This window comes from Vibrio sp. TRT 2004, assembly GCF_050113735.1.
Lineage (GTDB): Bacteria > Pseudomonadota > Gammaproteobacteria > Enterobacterales > Vibrionaceae > Vibrio.
The window spans coordinates 91,397-110,410 of sequence record NZ_JBNJOH010000004.1; the positions used below are offsets into that span (position 1 = coordinate 91,397).

Here is a 19,014-nt window from a genome sequence, read left to right on the forward strand (position 1 = left end):
CCTATTTTTATCCTAGGGTATAATATTTCTATAAGGTGACAATTATATTACAGTTCCCAATAAACAACTGAAAACAATGCAATAAAATTTGCAATAAAAATGTCATATAAACCCCTTAAGTTGCTATCCAAAGTGAGTGAAGAGGATCTTCACTCGAGTCCGTCAAGTAGGTAATAGGGTAAGATCATGAGCACAGAGAAGCTGTATATTGAAAAGGAATTAAGTTGGCTTTCTTTTAATGAACGGGTCTTGCAAGAGGCCGCCGACAAAGATGTCCCTCTGGTCGAACGAATTCGATTTCTTGGCATATTTTCCAATAACTTAGATGAGTTCTATAAAGTACGATTTGCCGATGTCAAACGCCGAATTTTGATCAACCAAGAACGTGGTGGAAATGACAACTCCAAACATCTATTGACCAAAATGCAAACCAAAGCGCTGCGCCTTAATGAGCGCTTTGATGAGCTCTACGCGGACTTGATTCGTGATATGGCTCGAAGACGCATATTTCTTGTTAACGAAACTCAACTCAGTGAAGCGCAGCAAGTCTGGGTACGAAAATATTTTCGTCATCAGGTTCTGCCCCACATCACGCCCTTGATGCTTCGTGATGATATTGACGTTTTGCAGTTTCTCAAAGATGAATATGCCTATATCGCCGTTGAACTCGCACAACAGGAGCTCAACCAATACGCACTGATCGAAATCCCAACCGATCACCTGCCTCGTTTTGTGATGGTGCCTGAGCAGAAAGGAAAACGGCGTAAAACGATCATCTTGCTCGATAACATCATCCGATATTGTCTAGATGAGCTTTTTAGCGGATTTTTTGAATATCAGAGCCTCAATGGCTACGCGATGAAAATGACTCGCGATGCAGAGTACGACTTGAGTCATGAGGTTGAATACAGCCTACTTGAACAGATGTCAGAAGGCGTAAGCCAACGTTTAACCGCTATGCCTGTGCGCTTCGTTTACGAAAGAGAAATGCCTAAGGAAATGCTCGATTTCTTATGCGAAAAGCTCAAAATATCAAACTACGACAGTTTGATTCCCGGTGGTCGTTATCACAACTTTAAAGACTTTATTGCTTTTCCTAACGTCGGCCGAGACTACTTAGAAAACAAGCCGTTACCGCCAATGGAGTGTGCGGACTTTGAAGGGTACGCCAACAAATTTGACGCCATCAAGGCGCAAGATATTTTGCTCCACTACCCTTACCATACCTTTGAACATATCAGTGAATTGGTACGTCAAGCATCGTTCGACCCGAAAGTGCTAAGTATAAAGATCAATATTTATCGCGTCGCCAAACACTCGCGTTTAATGAACTCGCTTATCGATGCCGTACACAATGGAAAAAGCGTTACGGTAGTCGTCGAACTTCAAGCGCGTTTTGATGAAGAAGCGAATATCGAATGGTCACGCGTTTTGACGGATGCTGGCGTAGAAGTACTCTTTGGTGTTCCAGGCCTGAAAATTCACTCCAAGCTGCTACTGATAAGTCGTCGAGAAGAGGACGACATTGTGCGTTATGCACATATTGGTACCGGTAACTTTCACGAAAAAACCGCACGAATCTACACCGATTTTTCGCTATTAACCGCCGATCCAGAACTCACCAACGAAGTGAGTAAAGTCTTTGGCTACATTGAGAACCCGTACCGACCTATTAGGTTTAATCACCTCATCGTCTCGCCTAGGAACTCCCGTAAACAACTCTATCGCCTCATCGATACCGAGATAAGCAACGCTAAAGAGGGCAAAAAGGCTGCGATTACGCTCAAAGTCAACAATCTGGTAGACAAAGGCTTAGTCAATAGACTCTACGAAGCCAGTTCAGCAGGCGTTGAAATTAAAATGATCATCCGCGGAATGTGTTCACTTGTTCCTGGTGTCGAAGGAGTCAGCGACAATATCAAAATCATTAGTATCGTTGATCGATTCCTTGAGCACCCTCGAGTGCTGATCACCCATAACGCTGGTGATCCTCAGGTCTATATCTCATCCGCTGACTGGATGACGCGAAATATTGATTATCGTATAGAGGTCACAGCGCCAGTCCGTGACCAACGACTTAAACAGCGCATTATTGATATCATTAACATCCATTTTACCGATACAGTAAAAGCGAGATGGATCGATAAAGAGATGAGCAATCACTATGTGCCGCGTGGAAACCGCAAGAAAGTACGCTCGCAGATTGCCATTTACGACTATCTTAAACAGGTAGAAAGACAAACTAGGAATCAGAAACGCAAAGCACAGTTACATACCCAACTTGAGCAGTAGCTTTGCTGATGTTGGTAAGGGCCCCATCACTCTATACACGCAGTGAAGGGGGTAAGCGCCAAGTGTGTACGCGACTTATTTAGGTTGGAATAGAATGACTCAGAATCCGGAAATACGAGATGTTGCTGCCATTGACTTAGGCTCAAACAGCTTTCATATGGTCGTGGCAAGAGTAGTTGAACAGGATTTGCAATTAGTCAGCCGCCACAAGCAAAGAGTTAGACTTGCAGCTGGGTTAGACGCACTTAAAAACTTAGATAACGCCTCAATGCAACGCGGATTAGAATGCCTCGCAATGTTCGCTGAACGTATCCAAGGCTTTGATCCTGATAACGTTCGGATTGCCGCCACTCATACTCTGCGCCAAGCCAACAACGCACATATTTTTCTTCAACGAGCTCGAGATGTTCTGCCCTTCCCAATTGAGATCATTCCTGGTGTTGAAGAAGCGCGTTTGATTTATCTGGGGGTGGCTCACACTCAACCAGAATCAGACTCCAAACTCGTGGTTGATATTGGTGGTGGCAGTACAGAGTTGGTTATTGGTAAGGGGTTTGAACCCGAACTGATCAACAGTAAACAGATGGGCTGCGTCAGCTATACCAAACGTTTTTTCACAGATGATAAGTTATCTAGTAGCAATTTCACCAAAGCGACGCTGTTGGCTGAGCAAAAGCTTGAATCTATCGCTCATCGTTACCGTCGCACGGGCTGGGAAGTCGCGTTCGGATCTTCAGGAACCATCAAAGCGATCAAAGAGGTTCTGATTGGTCTTGGTCATGAAGATGGCATCATTACCAGCAAGCGTCTATCAAAACTGACTGAAACATTGTGCCAGTGGGAAACCATTGATGAGATCGAACTATCAGGGTTAACACCTGAAAGAAAACCGGTTTTCGCCGCAGGTGTGGCAATACTTAGCGCTGTCTTCCAAAGTCTGAAGATCAATGAAATGCACTTCTCAGAGGGTGCACTACGTGAAGGTTTGCTCTTTGAGATGGAAGATAGTTTTAAACGCTCAGATATTCGCATGCGCACGACGGAAAATCTCGCCAGTAAACATCTGGTTGATCTCGAACACGCGGCTAAAATTAAAGGCCACGCGAGTGAATTTCTCCAGCAAGTACACAAACAGCTCGGCATAAAGAAAAGCAGCGAGTTGTTTGACCTACTCCAATGGAGCGCACTACTGCATGAAGTGGGATTAAGCATCAGCCTACAAGCTTTTCATCGTCACTCAGCATACATTCTACGCAACACTTACATGCCTGGTTTCAACCAAGAACAGCAGCGTGTTCTCGCCACTCTGGTACGTTTTCAGCGTAAATCGCTTAAGCTAAATGAGATGGAAGAGTTCACTCTGTTTAAGAAAAAGCACATTGTAGGTCTGATTCGTATCCTCCGTCTCGCCATTTTGCTCAATGGTCAACGAAACGACGATCCCCTGCCGAACCTTTCGATCACGATTGATGGAGAGCAATGGAAAATTTCTTCCACTAATGATCAATGGCTTGAAGAGAATAAACTGCTACACGCGGATTTACTGACCGAACAAGATTATTGGACGAGTGCAGGATGGGAACTAGTTTTCTAAACCTACTTTAGCAAGCTCTTTTTTGGCTATCTGTGGTGAAATCGGCACATAGCCTTCTTTTTCAACTAAAGCTTGCCCCTGACTGGAGAACATGAAACGAACAAATTCTCGTTCAATGGGGCTCAACGGTTTGAAAGGGTGCTTGTTTACATATACATAGAGGTAGCGCGAAAGTGGGTACTTACCAGAAAGAATGTTTTCTTGACTCGCCTCTATGTAGTTGTCACCCGACTTAGCGATCGGTAATAGTTTCACACGCGAGACTTTGTAACCCACTCCCGAGTAACCAATGGTATTGATTGCCGAGCCGACAGACTGTACTACCGATGCCGAACCGGGTTGCTCGTTGACGCTATTTTTAAAATCGCCACCACACAGAGCATTCTTTTTGAAATATCCATAAGTCCCTGATACAGAGTTACGTCCAAACATCTGCATCCCTCGCTTACTCCACTGGTAATCCAGTCCTAAGTCAGCCCAAGTTGAGACCGACTCAGTCGCCCCACAGCGCAGCGTGGCAGAAAAAATACTATCGAGCTGATAAAAGTTCAGCCCTTTGATTGGGTTGTCACGATGAACAAAGATGCCGATGGCATCAATCGCGACTCTCAGTTCTGTTGGCTTATAACCATTTTCACGTTCGAAGGCCTCGATTTCCCGCTTTAACATCGGTCGACTCATGGGGCCAAACTGAGCAATGCGCTCTGTCAATGCTGGAGGGGCAGTTGAAGAGCCGGATGCCTGCACCTGACCATTGACACTGGGGTAGAGCGATTTAAATTCTTCAACCCATGACGTGGTCATTCCGGCCAAAGTGTCAGAGCCAACCGTCGTCAGTTCACCGGTAATTCCAGCCACCTTATTGTAATTAGGTAAAGCCGTACTCCCAGCCCAGCTAGGTACTGAACTGAGTAATGAAAGCCATGCAACGACAAGTAAGCTTCTCATCGTTTAACCACTAAACGCGATGGCAGAGTGAAAGAAAACTTACTGCCAACCCCAACCTCACTGCTGATTTCCAAATGCGAATCATGGTGGCTCAAGGCATGCTTCACAATCGCAAGTCCAAGACCACTGCCGCCAGTATCACGTGACCGCGCCTTATCTACTCGATAGAAACGTTCAGTCAATCGGTGTAAATGTTGAGGTTCGATACCATCTCCACTGTCTTCAACTTCAAGGTGAGCACCTTGAGATGTCTTGTACCAACGAACATGAATATCCGCGCCCGCGGGGGTATACTTGACGGCATTGTAGACCAAGTTAGAGATGGCACTGCGTAGCTGATCATCGTCACCAAGCACATGTAATTCGCTATCAACGTCAAAAGAGAGCTTATGCCCGAGGTCACCGCTTAAACTAGCGGCCTCTTTTTCTAGAACTTCCAGCATCGCCGGAACGTTGACCACATCTTCAAGTTCAAGTGTCGAAGAGGCTTCAATTTTTGACAGAGTCAGTAACTGATTAACAAGAGTATTCATCCGATTCAACTGCTCAGTCATAACTCCATGGGCTTTGCTCCACATAGGACCGGCAACAATATCCGGATCTTCCGTCATTTCCAGATAGCCCTGTAGCACTGTCATCGGGGTACGCAACTCATGGGAAACATTAGCAAAAAAGTTGCGACGCATACCTTCTAACTGCTGCAACTGAGTAATGTCACGCACCACCATCAGATGCTCCCCTTCCATATATGGCACGATACGTAGTTCGATCATACGATCCACATTAAGCGGTGAGCGCATCTCTAATGGTTCAGAATAATCTTGCTTGTTAAGATAATGAATGAAGTCTGGTGTTCGGACTAAGTTAGAAATGGGTTGTCCTGAATCATCAGGCCAACGAAAACCAAGTAAATGTTGTGCAAGCTTGTTGCACCATACAATGTTGCCTTCACTACGAAAAACAACTACCGCATCAGGTAATGATTCAGCACCATTACGGAAACGACGGATTAATTTGGTCAGCTCTTTACGCTTTTTACGCTGCCGCTGTTGTAAGCGATAGATGCCGTTAAACAAAGATTCCCAGTTGCCTGTACCGGAGGGCGGTGTCAGACGTTTTTCATCCCACAACCATGCCGATAAACGCATTTGATTGTTTAAATGCCATACAAGCTGCAAAACCGTGGCTGCAAAAAGCAACCACGGCATATAACCGAAAATCCAGCCGACAATCACCCAAGGGGTGTAAAGGAAAACCAACTGCCAAGCTAATTTTTTCCACGTTAACCGTTCTACCACCTACATCTCCACCGGTATTGTATTTTACGCCTTAGTCGAGAATCGATAGCCAGCGCCACGTACTGTCTGAATCAACTTGTCATGCCCTGCACTTTCCAAAGCTTTACGCAGTCTACGGATATGAACATCAACGGTACGGTCTTCAACGTAGACATTGGTACCCCATACGTTATTAAGTAGCTGTTCACGGCTGTAAACTCGCTCTTGATGGGTCATAAAGAAGTGCAGCATCTTAAACTCGGTAGGCCCCATATCAAGCGCTTGATCGTTAGCCATAACACGGTGGGATACGGGATCCAATTTCAGACCTTGGACATCAATAACATCTTCAAGCGCCGTCGGCGTAACACGTCGAATTACCGCTTTCAGTCTGGCAACCAACTCTTTAGGTGAGAATGGTTTAGTGATGTAATCATCGGCTCCAACTTCTAGACCACGCACCTTATCTTCTTCTTCACCGCGCGCTGTCAGCATCACCACAGGAATATTACGCGTTAACTCTTCACGCTTCATATGCTTGATGAAGTTGATGCCGCTGCCGCCTGGAAGCATCCAGTCAAGCAGGACGAGATCTGGGAAGGGTTCTGCTAGTTTAGTTACCGCAGTTTCGTAATCTTGCGCTTCGACTGTTTGGTAACCTTTCTGTTCAAGGACAAAGCAGAGCATTTCACGGATCGGTGCTTCATCTTCGACAACTAGAATCCTTCTAGACATAACTGTATAACCTTATATTAGTTGAGCTTTCTCAATAAGTAAGGCAGTGAAACCGCCTTCTGATGCATAGGCATTATTACTAGCAATTATGACACTTTTGTGACCTTTGAAAACTAATTTTCATATAACTTTCATTCCACTATTGCGTGTTTGCTGTAAGACAAACAAAGCAAAAGTCTTTATGATGAGCCGTCAAATTTAGGTATAGAGAAAAAGTATGTGGTTTAAGAACTGTCTAGTTTACCGATTTAATCGTGAAATCGAATTCAACGCTGACCAACTAGAGAAACAACTTCAAGAGTTTCGCTTTACTCCATGTGGCAGTCAGGACAAAACCAAATTTGGTTGGGTTACTGCGATGGGTAAACATGGCGATATGATGACGCATGTCTCTGAAAACCGTATTCTTATCTGCGCAAAGAAAGAAGAGAAAATGCTGCCAGCTTCTGTGATTAAAGATTCACTGAATGCCAAAATTGAAGCAATGGAAGCTCAGGAAGGCCGCCCTCTCAAGAAGAAAGAAAAGGATAACCTCAAGGAAGACATCGTCATAGATTTGCTACCGCGCGCTTTCAGTCGCAGCAACTATACCAATGTCGTTATTTTGCCTAATGAAGGTTTTATTCTTGTTGATGCTAGTAGCTACAAAAAAGCAGAAGATGTTCTTGCTCTATTGCGTAAAACGATGGGCAGCTTACCTGTCGTCCCAGCCATTCCTGAGACCGCAGTAGAAACGACGTTAACAGAGTGGGTAAAAACAGGTAACACTCCAGCTGGCATTCAGATGCTGGATGAGGCCGAGCTTAAATCTGTGCTTGAAGAAGGCGGTGTCATTCGCTGTAAGAAGCAAGAACTGACCGCAGATGAAATTCGCAGCCATATCGATGCTGGTAAGGTAGTAACCAAACTGGCTTTATGGTGGCAAGAGCGCCTTGAATTCATTTTAGCGGAAGATGGCAGCATCAAACGCCTCAAGTTCTCAGATGAGCTAAAAGACCAAAACGACGATATTCCTCGTGAAGATCAAGCGGCACGTTTCGATGCCGATTTTTCACTGATGTGCGGCGAGCTAAGCGCTTTCCTACCCAACCTCTATGAATGCTTAGGTGGCTTACCTCACCCTAACGCATAACGTACTTTCTATAAACGCCCGACTCACAGGGCGTTTTTTAATTGCCTTTCTGAAAGCTTTTCCTAGTCACAAGTCACGTTTTGACGTAAAATTTGCGCCCCTTTACTTCCACTAGGTGGGAGTAACCTGACTTGAGATCAGACTAGAGAAAAAGACAATGACTACTGAGAAAGCATTCGTACCAGAGCTACTGTCACCAGCAGGCAGCCTAAAAAACATGCGCTACGCATTTGCCTATGGCGCAGACGCAGTGTATGCAGGTCAACCTCGCTACAGCCTTCGTGTACGTAACAACGAATTCAACCACGAGAACCTAAAAATTGGTATCGATGAAGCCCATGCCCTAGGCAAAAAGCTTTACGTGGTATGTAACATCCAACCACACAACTCTAAGCTAAAAACCTTCATCCGCGACCTTAAACCAGTGGTCGAAATGGGCCCTGACGCACTTATCATGTCAGACCCTGGCCTAATCATGATGGTTCGTGAAGCCTTCCCTGAAATGCCAATTCACCTGTCTGTACAGGCGAACGCAGTAAACTGGGCAACAGTTAAGTTCTGGGCGGCGAACGGCGTTGAGCGTGTGATTGTTTCTCGTGAGCTTTCTCTAGAAGAGATCGAAGAGATCCGCGAACACTGTCCTGAAACGGAACTAGAAGTTTTCGTCCACGGTGCACTGTGTATGGCTTACTCTGGCCGCTGCCTACTGTCTGGCTACATCAACAAACGTGATCCTAACCAAGGTACATGTACAAACGCATGTCGTTGGGAATACAAGGTTGAGCAAGGCAAAGAGAACGACACTGGCGATATCGTTGAGAAGTTCGACCCTGCTCAAGCACAAGCGGTTGAAGTCCAAGACGAGCGTCCAGAAACGACCATTGGTCGTGGAAAACCAACCGATGAAGTTGTGTTACTGTCTGAAGCGCACCGTCCAGAAGAAAAGATGGCCGCGTATGAAGATGAGCACGGCACTTACATCATGAACTCGAAAGACCTACGTGCGGTTCAACACGTAGAGCGTCTGACCAAGATGGGTGTTCACTCACTTAAAATCGAAGGTCGTACTAAGTCTTTCTACTACTGTGCACGTACTGCTCAGGTTTACCGCAAAGCGATCGATGACGCTGTTGCTGGCAAACCATTTGATGAGAGCCTAATGGGTACACTAGAGAGCTTGGCACACCGTGGTTACACGGAAGGTTTCCTGCGTCGTCACACTCATGATGCATACCAAAACTATGACTACGGTTACTCGGTATCTGACGCTCAGCAGTTCGTGGGAGAGTTCACAGGTAAACGTCGTGGTGACCTTGCAGAAGTAGAAGTGAAGAACAAATTCGTTGTTGGTGACAGCTTAGAGCTAATGACACCAAAAGGTAACGTTATCTTCACGCTTGAAGCGATGGAAAACCGTAAATCAGAGCAAATCGAAGACGCAAAAGGAAATGGCCATTTCGTATTCATTCCAGTACCACAAGATATGGATCTGGAATACGGCCTGTTAATGCGTAACCTAAATGCAGGTCAGGATACCCGTAACCCAACGGGTAAGTAATCATGGCATTGCTCATTACTGACAAGTGCATTAACTGCGATATGTGTGACCCTGAGTGCCCAAATGGTGCTATTTCTATGGGTGACTCTATCTTTGAAATCGATCCTGATTTATGTACTGAATGTAAAGGCCATTACGAAAAGCCTACGTGTCAGTCAGTATGCCCGATAACAAAGTGTATCATTACTGACCCTAATCACGTTGAAACCGAAGAAGAGTTACTAGAGAAATTCGTGATTATTCAAGGTTTAGCTTAATTAGAAACGCCGCTCACTGAGCGGCGTTTTCATTTCTGGTCGATTATTTATAGCTCAGCTCTGTCGCTTTACCTTTAAAGATCCGATAGACCGCAAAGGTGTAGAGTAAAATCATCGGCATAACGATCATCACACCATACCCGACAATCATCAAAGTAGCGGGCGACGAAGCCGCCTCCTTCGCGGTCATGACACCTGGAACCACTTCAGGGAAAAAGCTGTACGCCAAACCAAGGAAACTAAGGGCGAAAATCAGCGTAACACCAAAGAAGGGCCAGCGAACACCAAGGTCATTTACCATAGGTACTTGACGCAAATAACGGTCGACAAGAAAGATGGTCGCTAATACCACAAGTGGAATCGGAGCAAGCAGCAGCACCTCAGGGAAGCTAAACCATCGCAAAGCGACTTGTTCACTCACCACTGGATTGACAACACTCACCACTAAAATCCCTAGAGCAGCAAGCCAACCCGCACGTCTCGACCAACGAGCCGATCGGATCTGTAACTCCCCTTCCGTTTTAAGTACCAACCAAGCTCCACCAATGTACACGTAGGCTGCGGTTACACATAATGCGCTTAACCATGCAAAACCCAACGCTTCTGTGCTTTGTTCAAAGCCCATAATGTAACGACCGACCATATAACCTTGGGTCAGCGAAGTCACCAATGAGCCAATCCTAAAACACCAATCCCAACGACTTTTGTGGTCAGCATTGGCTTTGGCTCTAAAGTCAAACGAAACGCCACGCATAATAAGAGCAATCAACATGATCGCTGTTGGCAAATAGAGCTCGGTAAGAATCAAACTGTGAGCGGCAGGGAACGCGATCAACAAAATACCGACCGCTAGCACCAACCATGTTTCATTGGCATCCCAAAATGGCCCTATTGATGCAATCATACGATCACGTTGAACTTCATTATCGCTCGGCAGAAGAATGCCAACGCCTAAATCGTAGCCATCTAATACAGCATACATAAAGACTGAAAAACCCAGCAACAAAAGATAAATTTCCGGTAAATAGTCGAGCATGATTAAGCCTCTTTAGCCGTGAGTGATACTTGGTGTGCTGCCACATCTTTACGTGCCAGATAAAACAGAGTATGAATGTACGCGACCAGCAATAACGCATAGATCACCAAGTACATTGCCAGTGAGATCATGACACTACTACTTTCAACCGTCGTGACCGCTTCGGATGTTCGCAACACACCATTCACTAACCAAGGCTGTCTGCCAATCTCAGTCACGTACCAACCTGCCAATGTGGCAATCCAACCGGAAAATGTCATCGCCAGCACGGTAAACAAATAAGGTTTCGGCAGCGCTTTTTTACGCGCCAGTTTGACCGTTCCAAACCAACTAACCAGCAACATAAGAACGCCGACACCAACCATGATTCTAAAACCAAAGAACAATGGTTGGACGGGAGGATGATCAGGAGCAAACTCATTGAGGCCGACGATTTCCCCATCTAAATCGTGGGTCAATATCAGGCTGGCAAGCTTAGGAATCCCGACAGCAAAATCATTGCTTCGCGTCTCTTCATTCGGCATCGCAAACAGCAGCAAAGGCGCGCCTTTTTCGGTTTCCCAAACACCTTCCATCGCAGCTATCTTGGCAGGTTGGTGCTCTAGGGTATTGAGCCCATGGAGATCGCCAACCAATATTTGCAGTGGGATGAAGCCTGCTGCTGCAAACAGAGACACTTTCAAGCCCAACTTGGCCGCTCGATGGTTCGGCTGTTTTAGCACTTGGTAAGCGGAAATGCCTGCGATGAGGAAACTGGCGGTCAATGCTGAAGCAAGCAAAGTATGCGCAAAACGGTAAGGCAATGAAGGATTGAGGATCACTTCTTTCCAACTGGTGACATGCACAATGCCATCAATCACTTCATAGCCACTTGGCGTGTGCATCCAACTGTTCAGGACAAGAATCCAAAATGCTGACATGCTGGTTCCTATCGCAACTAAAACCGTTGCAAGTGTGTGGAACCAATCAGGGACTCGACCACGACCAAACAACATCACACCGAGGAAGGTCGCCTCCATAAAGAACGCTGTCATCACTTCATAGCCAAGCAGCGGCCCTGCAACATTGCCAACTCGCTCCATAAATCCAGGCCAGTTGGTACCAAACTGGAAGCTCATCGTGATGCCTGACACAACGCCTAATGCAAACGTCAAGGCAAAGACCTTAACCCAGAAATAATAGACATCCAGCCAAACGGGGGCCTGAGTGCGGTTATAGCGCCACTTAAAAAACACCAGCATCCAAGCTAAAGCAATCGTGATGGTGGGAAAAAGAATATGAAAACTGATATTTGCTGCGAACTGGATTCGAGACAGCATGAGGGTATCTAACATCTTGGGTCCTCAAAGACTCGTCGTACGTTTTAGAGTATTAAGCTGTAATTTAATTACGTAAAAATCGACGAATTGGATTCATTCAAAGAGAAAAGCCGTGAAATGGCCCATCTCTGACAATGATTTATATCAAGTTGAGGAAGGAAATGAGTGGAGTAAATTATCTCAAAAGTCGACAAAAAGCCGCTAAAGGTATCAATAAGAAAGCAAATGTAACCATTGGGATGAGTGAAAGTGGACTCTTCGAGTATTCCTAACTTTGACTATGGTATATGTGAAATAAAATTACAAAAACTAGATAAAATATAGGGTTATTAATATGTCAGCTCCCTATACTTTCCAACAGCTCAACACACTGACTGGGAAGCACCTTAGGTTTCTTCTCTTTGGGTTTGCTACTGCTCACTTTAGGGGCTGCGGGTTTAGGCTGCGGCTTCCAACTCATTAGCTCGGCACCACAACCATCACCTTTAGGCGGCTCAGCTTGAGGTTTGCAGTTCTGGCTCCCTTCAGGACAGTTCAAGCGTACGTGCATATGGTAATGATGCCCCCACCATGGACGAACTTTTCGCAGCCACTCTCGCTCGCTGCTTTGTTCAGTCGCGCATAATTTCTCTTTGATCACTGGATGGACAAAGATACGCGCTACCTGCTCATCGCTGGCAGCAAACTTCACTAATTCGAAATGACGTTCATCCCAGTTGTGTTTGAGTAGTTGATACTGCTCTAAGTTGACTACGCTGTGAGGCGTCGGCTTCGATAACTGTGGCTCAGAAAGTGGCGTATCCGCAAACTTAAGCCAAATATCGATATCTAACCCAGTTTGGTGGCTAGAATGCCCTGATGAAAAGCGCCCACCTTGTGGCAAGGAGATATCACCGATCAAGATATTAGTTTTTAGCTCATTACGTGACAGATCAGCTAAACGCTCAATAAAACCGATCGCATTAGGGTGGCCATAGTAACGCTCACGTTGACTACGGATAACTTGATAGCCCTCCCCTTGTAGCGGTAAAGCTGCACCGCCCGACAAACAGCCATTGGCGTAGCTGCCAATGGCTTGAGGTGAACCATTTGAAGGGGCGTCTATATTCTCCCACGGCGTCGCGGCTACCGAGGAAGCAAAGGGTAAAGAAGAGCATAACAAAAGCAGTTTACGCCATGTGTTTAGACTAACCTGCATTGTTTTCTCCTCTTACTTGAAGTGATTAATTGAGCGAATTAGTAATGCTCGCCATTGTCGTAATAGCCTTTGGCATCAAGCGCTGTAAAAATCACCGCGACATCGACATCTTCACCAATCACACCACGAATCTGCGACGTCACCGCTTTAGCGACGGCATCCTGAACTTCTTGGCCACGATCAAACCACAACACCTCAACAAACGGATAAGCACTGCTCACCTCCCCTTCGTGGAAGAATGTTGAATAGATATATTCAAAGGTAAAATCTTCACGAGGGCAGTCCATCAAAGGCTGAAGCTCATCAATTAGCGGCTTAGATAGCGTTTGTACTGTCTGCGGCTCTACTGCTCGAAAACGTAAGTGTGGCATAATTTGCTTCCTATTGATTATTTTCACTCATCATAGCAAGTTATTACTCTAAGTCTGTAGCCTCTATTTTAAGTGTGCGACAAGATCGCACAATATTCACCCAATACCTTTACTCTGCTCAATCACGAGACATAAAGCGCAATGAAATGATCTCACCATCACTGATTAACTCAGCACTCCACAGCGAAGATTGCCATACCAGTTTCCTCAGTGCGGTTTGAGGGTAACGATTGATAAATTGCACTAACGCTGCGTTGACCTCGCTAACTGAATGTTGAGAGCTCTGTTGCGAGATATCAAAGCGTACGCCCATGATGTCTACGCTCAGTAAAGAAAAGCCATCACTACGCAGGTTGAGTTGCAGCTGAGATAACTGTTGGGTAGAGAATTCACTAAATAGCTCAATCTCAAGCTCAGACTGCGACACTACCGCCTCGGCAAAGTAACTTCCTCGATAATAAGCGAGCTTATCCTCACACCACGTTTGCTCATCACACTCTTGCCATGAGTCGCGAATGTTTTGTGCAAGGGTATTGGGATGACTGGATAGAGTTAAAGTATTTGCTGATACATTAAGGACAACCAAGGCAATAAAAGCCGTAAACAATCGCATTCATAACTCCGTTAAAACAACAAAGCCGCTGAATAACAGCGGCTTTGATTAAGATCTTTGACTCAATACCTTATGGCATCTCATCAAACTCTGCACCCTCTTTTTCTACTTGAGGTGGCATTAAGTGTTCTTTGGTAATACCCAGTTTCAATGCCAGAGCCGAAGCAACGTAGATTGAAGAGTAAGTACCAACCGTAATACCTAGTAGAAGAGCGGTTGCGAAACCGTGGATCATAGCACCACCCTGAGTAAACAGAGCAATAACTACGAACAAGGTAGTACCAGAGGTAATCAAGGTACGGCTCAATGTTTGTGTAATTGAGCTGTTCATGATCTCTGATGGTTCACCCTTACGTATCTTGCGGAAGTTTTCACGGATACGGTCGAATACAACGATAGTATCGTTGAGCGAGTAACCCACCACTGTAAGCAAGGCTGCGACAATGGTTAAGTCAACCTCGATCTGCATCATCGAGAATACGCCAAGGGTAATGATAACGTCGTGAGCCAGTGCCAGTACCGCACCAGCAGCGAGACGCCATTCAAAACGCACTGAAACGTAAATCAGGATACAGATAAGCGAAACTAAAATCGCTAGACCACCAGCTTCCGTGAGTTCATCACCTACGTTAGGACCAACGAATTCGATACGACGCATCTCAACGTCTTCGCCAGTGCCCTGTTTGATCGCAGAAATAATCTGGTTGCCCAGAGTCTCACCTGCCATATCATCACGAGGACGTAGACGAACCATAACGTCACGTGCACTACCAAAGTTCTGAACCGTTGCATCGCCAAAGCCTTTTGCTTCGAGCGCACTGCGGATATCTTCAAGGTTCGCAGGCTGTTCAAAACCTACTTCGATTAGAGTACCGCCCGTAAAATCTAGACCCCAGTTTAACCATTTGGTTGATAGAGTGAAGATTGAAGCACCAATCATCAAAATAGAGAACAAGAATGCGAATTTTGACCAACGCATAAAGTCGATCGTTTTCTCTGCTTTTAGAATCTGAAACATACTAATTCCCAGCCTTAGATCGACAGTTTGTTGATACGTTTACCACCGTAAGCCAGATTCACGATACAACGTGTTCCAACAATGGCTGTAAACATAGAAGTTAAGATACCGATAGACAGAGTCACAGCGAAACCTTTGATTGCGCCGGTACCGACAGCAAACAGAATAATCGCAGTAATCAAGGTCGTGATGTTCGCATCGGCAATCGTACTGAATGCGTTAGCGTAACCTTGGTGGATCGCTTGCTGCGGGCTGCGACCATCACGTAACTCTTCGCGAATACGCTCAAAGATCAGTACGTTCGCATCGACGGCCATACCGACAGTCAGAACGATACCGGCAATACCTGGTAAGGTCATGGTTGCACCTGGGATCATCGACATAACGCCGATAATCAACACAAGGTTTGCCATTAAAGCGACGTTAGCAATCAGACCAAACTTACGGTAGTACATCAGAGTAAAGAGCATAACTGCCACCATACCCCAAATCATTGCTTGGATACCCATGTCGATGTTCTGCTGACCCATTGAAGGACCAATAGTACGCTCTTCGACAATAGAAATAGGCGCGATTAGGGCACCCGCACGTAGTAATAGTGCTAGGTTATGTGCTTCAGCCGCAGAATCAATACCAGTAATACGGAAGTTACGGCCTAGCGCAGATTGAATCGTCGCTTGGTTAATCACTTCTTCATACTTAGTCAGAATCACTTTGCCTTCAGGAGTACGACGACCACTGTCTTTGTACTCAGCAAACACGGTCGCCATTAGCTTACCAATGTTCTGACGAGAGAAAGCCGACATCTTGTTACCACCTTCGCTATCTAGCGAGATGTTAACCTGAGGGCGACCGTACTCATCAACACTTGAGCTTGCATCCGTGATGCTCGAACCGCCTAAGATGACGCGTTTCTTAAGCACCACAGGACGGCCGTCACGATCTTGTTTGATTTCACTGCCTGCTGGCGCGCGACCACTAGCCGCCGCAGCCAAATCAGCTTTCGCATCAACTTCACGGAACTCTAACGTTGCCGTCGCACCAAGAATCTCTTTCGCTCGAGCTGTATCTTGAACACCTGGAAGCTCAACAACGATGCGGCTTGCACCTTGACGTTGAACCAATGGCTCTGCAACACCAAGTTCGTTAACACGGTTACGCAGAATCGTGATGTTCTGCTCGACAGCGTAGTTGCGAATTTCAGTTAGGCGTTGCTCAGTAAAAGTAGCAATGAGAGCAAAACGACCCTCAGACACGGAATCAGTAAAGAGCATGTCTGGGTGGTTTTTCTCAAGAATGCGCTGAGCTTCGGCTAGTTGTTCTTCATTGCGCAGTAGTACTTCAACCGCGTTCTTGCCTGAAGGGCGAATCGAACGATAGCGTACTTTTTCTTCGCGAAGTTCACTGCGGAAGGCTTCTTCCTGCTGACCAATCAGCTTTTCCATCGCAGCGTCCATATCCACTTCCATCAAGAAGTGAACACCACCACGTAGGTCAAGGCCTAGCTTCATCGGCGCAGCGCCAATGGATTCAAGCCAGTCTGGCGTTGCAGGAGCGAGGTTAAGAGCAACAATTATATCGTTGCCCATCGCTTCGCTGATAACATCACGAGCACTAATTTGCGTGTCAGTGTTATTGAAGCGAACAAGGATGGATCCATTTTCTAGAGCAATGGATTTATGAGATAAGCCCTGTTTATCAAGAGCTTGAGTGACAGAATCCAGCGTCGACATATCTACAGAGGCGCCACGCGCCCCTGTAACTTGAATTGCCGGATCTTCACCGTAGATATTCGGAAGTGCATACAATGCTGCGATAGCGATGGTAAACACCACCATCAGGTACTTCCACAACGGATAGCGGTTAAGCACAGCGAGGATCCTTAAGCTGTTTTATAGAGATTTCAGCGTACCTTTTGGTAGCACTGCTGTAACGAAGTCTTTTTTGATAACAACTTCGTTATTGGTGTTTAGCTCGATCGAGATGTAGTCGTTGTCTTCAGCGATCTTAGTAATTTTACCGACTAGACCACCGCTGGTTAGAACTTCATCACCTTTACCCATCGACGCCATTAGGCTTTTATGCTCTTTTACACGCTTAGCTTGTGGACGGTAGATCATGAAGTAGAAGATCACCGCAAACATACCTAGCATGATTAGCATTTCAAAACCGCCACCTGCTGGTGCACCTTCAGCTGCTGCGTGAGCTTGAGAAATAAACATTAAAATATCCTCTATTATTATTTATTAATATCCAAGTTGGGCATTCGCGATTTAGTTTCAAGTCTGAGAGTGACCAATAGCGATCACTCTCTCAAAAATAGCTTGCGTTTGCCTACTTTATTAGCAAAAGCCTCTGGCGTAATGCCAAAGGCTTTAATTCATTAAATCTGTCGATTACTGCTCTTTTGCTAGTGGCGGAACTTCACGGCCACGACGCTCATAGAACTCTTTCACGAACTCATCAAAACGATCTTCATCAATCGCGTTACGGATGCTTTCCATCAGACGCTGGTAGTAACGAAGGTTGTGGATCGTGTTTAGACGCGCACCCAGAATTTCGTTACAACGCTCTAGGTGGTGAAGGTACGACTTAGAGTAATTCTGACAAGTGTAACAGTCACAGTGCGGATCTAACGCAGTTGTATCTGTTTTGTGTTTCGCATTACGGATCTTGATCACACCGCCAGTCACAAATAGGTGACCATTACGTGCGTTACGCGTTGGCATTACACAGTCAAACATATCGATACCACGGCGCACACCTTCAACTAAGTCTTCAGGTTTACCTACACCCATCAGGTAACGAGGCTTGTCTTCTGGTAGTTGAGGACATGTGTGCTCAAGAATACGGTGCATGTCTTCTTTAGGTTCACCTACTGCCAAACCGCCTACTGCATAACCATCAAAACCGATTTCAGTCAGGCCTTTAACCGACACATCACGTAGGTCTTCGTAAACACCGCCCTGAACGATACCAAACAGGTTGTTCGGGTTCTCTAGTTTATCGAAGTGATCACGTGAACGTTGTGCCCAGCGTAGCGACATTTCCATCGACTTTTTCGCTTCGTCATGTGTCGCTGGGTATGGCGTACACTCGTCGAAGATCATAACAATGTCTGAACCTAGGTCTTTTTGGATTTCCATCGACTTTTCAGCGTCCATGAAAATCTTGTCACCGTTTACTGGGTTACGGAAGTGAACACCTTGCTCAGTGATGGTACGCATCTTACCTAAGCTGAATACTTGGAAACCGCCTGAATCAGTAAGAATAGGACCTTGCCAGTTCATAAAATCGTGCAGATCACCGTGCATTTTCATCACTTCCTGACCAGGACGTAGCCATAGGTGGAAAGTGTTACCTAGCAGGATTTCAGCACCAGTGCCTTTTACTTCTTCCGGCGTCATACCTTTAACAGTACCGTAAGTACCTACTGGCATAAATGCAGGTGTTTGAACTGTGCCACGTTCAAAGGTCAGTTGACCACGACGCGCAACACCGTCTTTCTTTTTAAGATCGAATTTTAACTTCACGAAGCCTCCGGTTGTCAGAGAAACAGTCTGACATTAAGTTCAGAGCATTAAGCTCTATGAGGAGCGGTCGCCTTCCATGCGAGAGACAAAGCATCCTTCTGCTTTGCTTCCTAGCTTACTGCTAGCACTCGTA

17 protein-coding genes are annotated in these 19,014 nt (G+C 45.8%); 5 read left to right on the forward strand and 12 right to left on the reverse strand.

Annotation, left to right across the window (positions count from 1 at the left end; all coding sequences use genetic code 11):
* Positions 1–186 precede the first annotated feature (186 nt).
* Both ppk1 and ppx read left to right on the forward strand, forming a co-directional pair.
* Positions 187–2,292 carry a polyphosphate kinase 1 gene (gene ppk1, locus ACQEXR_RS03065; RefSeq protein WP_427019724.1) on the forward strand — a complete coding sequence of 702 codons (2,106 nt, stop codon included), beginning with the start codon at positions 187–189 and terminating at the stop codon, positions 2,290–2,292.
* 94 nt (positions 2,293–2,386) lie between these two features.
* The gene (ppx, locus tag ACQEXR_RS03070; protein WP_138970467.1) at positions 2,387–3,886 is read left to right on the forward strand and encodes an exopolyphosphatase; all 1,500 of its coding nucleotides are present in this window, start codon (positions 2,387–2,389) and stop codon (positions 3,884–3,886) included.
* On the opposite strand, the gene ACQEXR_RS03075 is transcribed toward ppx, so the two are convergent.
* The 3 genes from ACQEXR_RS03075 to phoB are packed head-to-tail and all read right to left on the reverse strand — an operon-like array spanning position 3,875 to position 6,846.
* Positions 3,875–4,834 carry a PstS family phosphate ABC transporter substrate-binding protein gene (locus ACQEXR_RS03075; RefSeq protein ID WP_426950999.1) on the reverse strand — a complete coding sequence of 320 codons (960 nt, stop codon included), beginning with the start codon at positions 4,832–4,834 and terminating at the stop codon, positions 3,875–3,877. The genes ppx and ACQEXR_RS03075 overlap by 12 nt on opposite strands.
* Entirely contained in the window at positions 4,831–6,132 is a 1,302-nt protein-coding gene (gene phoR, locus ACQEXR_RS03080) for a phosphate regulon sensor histidine kinase PhoR (protein WP_138970465.1), read from the reverse strand. The genes ACQEXR_RS03075 and phoR overlap by 4 nt, the downstream gene beginning before the upstream one ends.
* A 24-nt stretch (positions 6,133–6,156) precedes the next feature.
* On the reverse strand, positions 6,157–6,846 hold the full coding sequence (phoB, locus tag ACQEXR_RS03085; RefSeq protein WP_138970464.1) for a phosphate regulon transcriptional regulator PhoB: 690 nt from the start codon (positions 6,844–6,846) through the stop codon (positions 6,157–6,159).
* A 217-nt stretch (positions 6,847–7,063) separates the two neighbouring features.
* Between phoB and rdgC the strand changes: the two genes are divergently transcribed.
* From rdgC to ACQEXR_RS03100, 3 genes are all read left to right on the forward strand, one after another.
* A complete protein-coding gene (rdgC, locus tag ACQEXR_RS03090) occupies positions 7,064–7,978 on the forward strand; it encodes a recombination-associated protein RdgC (RefSeq protein WP_138970463.1) in 915 nt (304 codons plus the stop codon).
* A gap of 157 nt (positions 7,979–8,135) precedes the next feature.
* Positions 8,136–9,536: a tRNA 5-hydroxyuridine modification protein YegQ gene (gene yegQ, locus ACQEXR_RS03095; protein ID WP_269377660.1), complete on the forward strand. Its 1,401-nt coding sequence runs from the start codon at positions 8,136–8,138 to the stop codon at positions 9,534–9,536.
* A gap of 2 nt (positions 9,537–9,538) precedes the next feature.
* Positions 9,539–9,793, forward strand: a complete 255-nt coding sequence (locus tag ACQEXR_RS03100; RefSeq protein ID WP_045953980.1) for a YfhL family 4Fe-4S dicluster ferredoxin — start codon at positions 9,539–9,541, stop codon at positions 9,791–9,793.
* A 43-nt stretch (positions 9,794–9,836) separates the two neighbouring features.
* On the opposite strand, the gene ACQEXR_RS03105 is transcribed toward ACQEXR_RS03100, so the two are convergent.
* The 9 genes from ACQEXR_RS03105 to tgt form a co-directional block, all read right to left on the reverse strand.
* Positions 9,837–10,829 (reverse strand): cytochrome d ubiquinol oxidase subunit II, encoded by a 993-nt coding sequence (locus ACQEXR_RS03105; protein ID WP_426950996.1) that lies wholly within the window; start codon positions 10,827–10,829, stop codon positions 9,837–9,839.
* A gap of 2 nt (positions 10,830–10,831) precedes the next feature.
* Entirely contained in the window at positions 10,832–12,163 is a 1,332-nt protein-coding gene (locus ACQEXR_RS03110) for a cytochrome ubiquinol oxidase subunit I (protein WP_427019725.1), read from the reverse strand.
* Positions 12,164–12,485: 322 nt separating this feature from the next.
* Entirely contained in the window at positions 12,486–13,346 is an 861-nt protein-coding gene (gene mepA / locus ACQEXR_RS03115; RefSeq protein ID WP_427019726.1) for a penicillin-insensitive murein endopeptidase, read from the reverse strand.
* 38 nt (positions 13,347–13,384) lie between these two features.
* On the reverse strand, positions 13,385–13,717 hold the full coding sequence (locus ACQEXR_RS03120) for a DUF1904 domain-containing protein (RefSeq protein WP_426950992.1): 333 nt from the start codon (positions 13,715–13,717) through the stop codon (positions 13,385–13,387).
* A 118-nt stretch (positions 13,718–13,835) separates the two neighbouring features.
* On the reverse strand, positions 13,836–14,330 hold the full coding sequence (locus tag ACQEXR_RS03125; protein WP_427019727.1) for a hypothetical protein: 495 nt from the start codon (positions 14,328–14,330) through the stop codon (positions 13,836–13,838).
* A gap of 70 nt (positions 14,331–14,400) precedes the next feature.
* The gene (gene secF / locus ACQEXR_RS03130) at positions 14,401–15,348 is read right to left on the reverse strand and encodes a protein translocase subunit SecF (protein ID WP_331426677.1); all 948 of its coding nucleotides are present in this window, start codon (positions 15,346–15,348) and stop codon (positions 14,401–14,403) included.
* 14 nt (positions 15,349–15,362) lie between these two features.
* Positions 15,363–17,219, reverse strand: a complete 1,857-nt coding sequence (secD, locus tag ACQEXR_RS03135) for a protein translocase subunit SecD (RefSeq protein WP_269377667.1) — start codon at positions 17,217–17,219, stop codon at positions 15,363–15,365.
* Positions 17,220–17,240: 21 nt separating this feature from the next.
* A complete protein-coding gene (gene yajC / locus ACQEXR_RS03140; protein ID WP_138970454.1) occupies positions 17,241–17,570 on the reverse strand; it encodes a preprotein translocase subunit YajC in 330 nt (109 codons plus the stop codon).
* A gap of 174 nt (positions 17,571–17,744) precedes the next feature.
* On the reverse strand, positions 17,745–18,881 hold the full coding sequence (tgt, locus tag ACQEXR_RS03145) for a tRNA guanosine(34) transglycosylase Tgt (RefSeq protein ID WP_006877883.1): 1,137 nt from the start codon (positions 18,879–18,881) through the stop codon (positions 17,745–17,747).
* Positions 18,882–19,014: the final 133 nt, after the last annotated feature.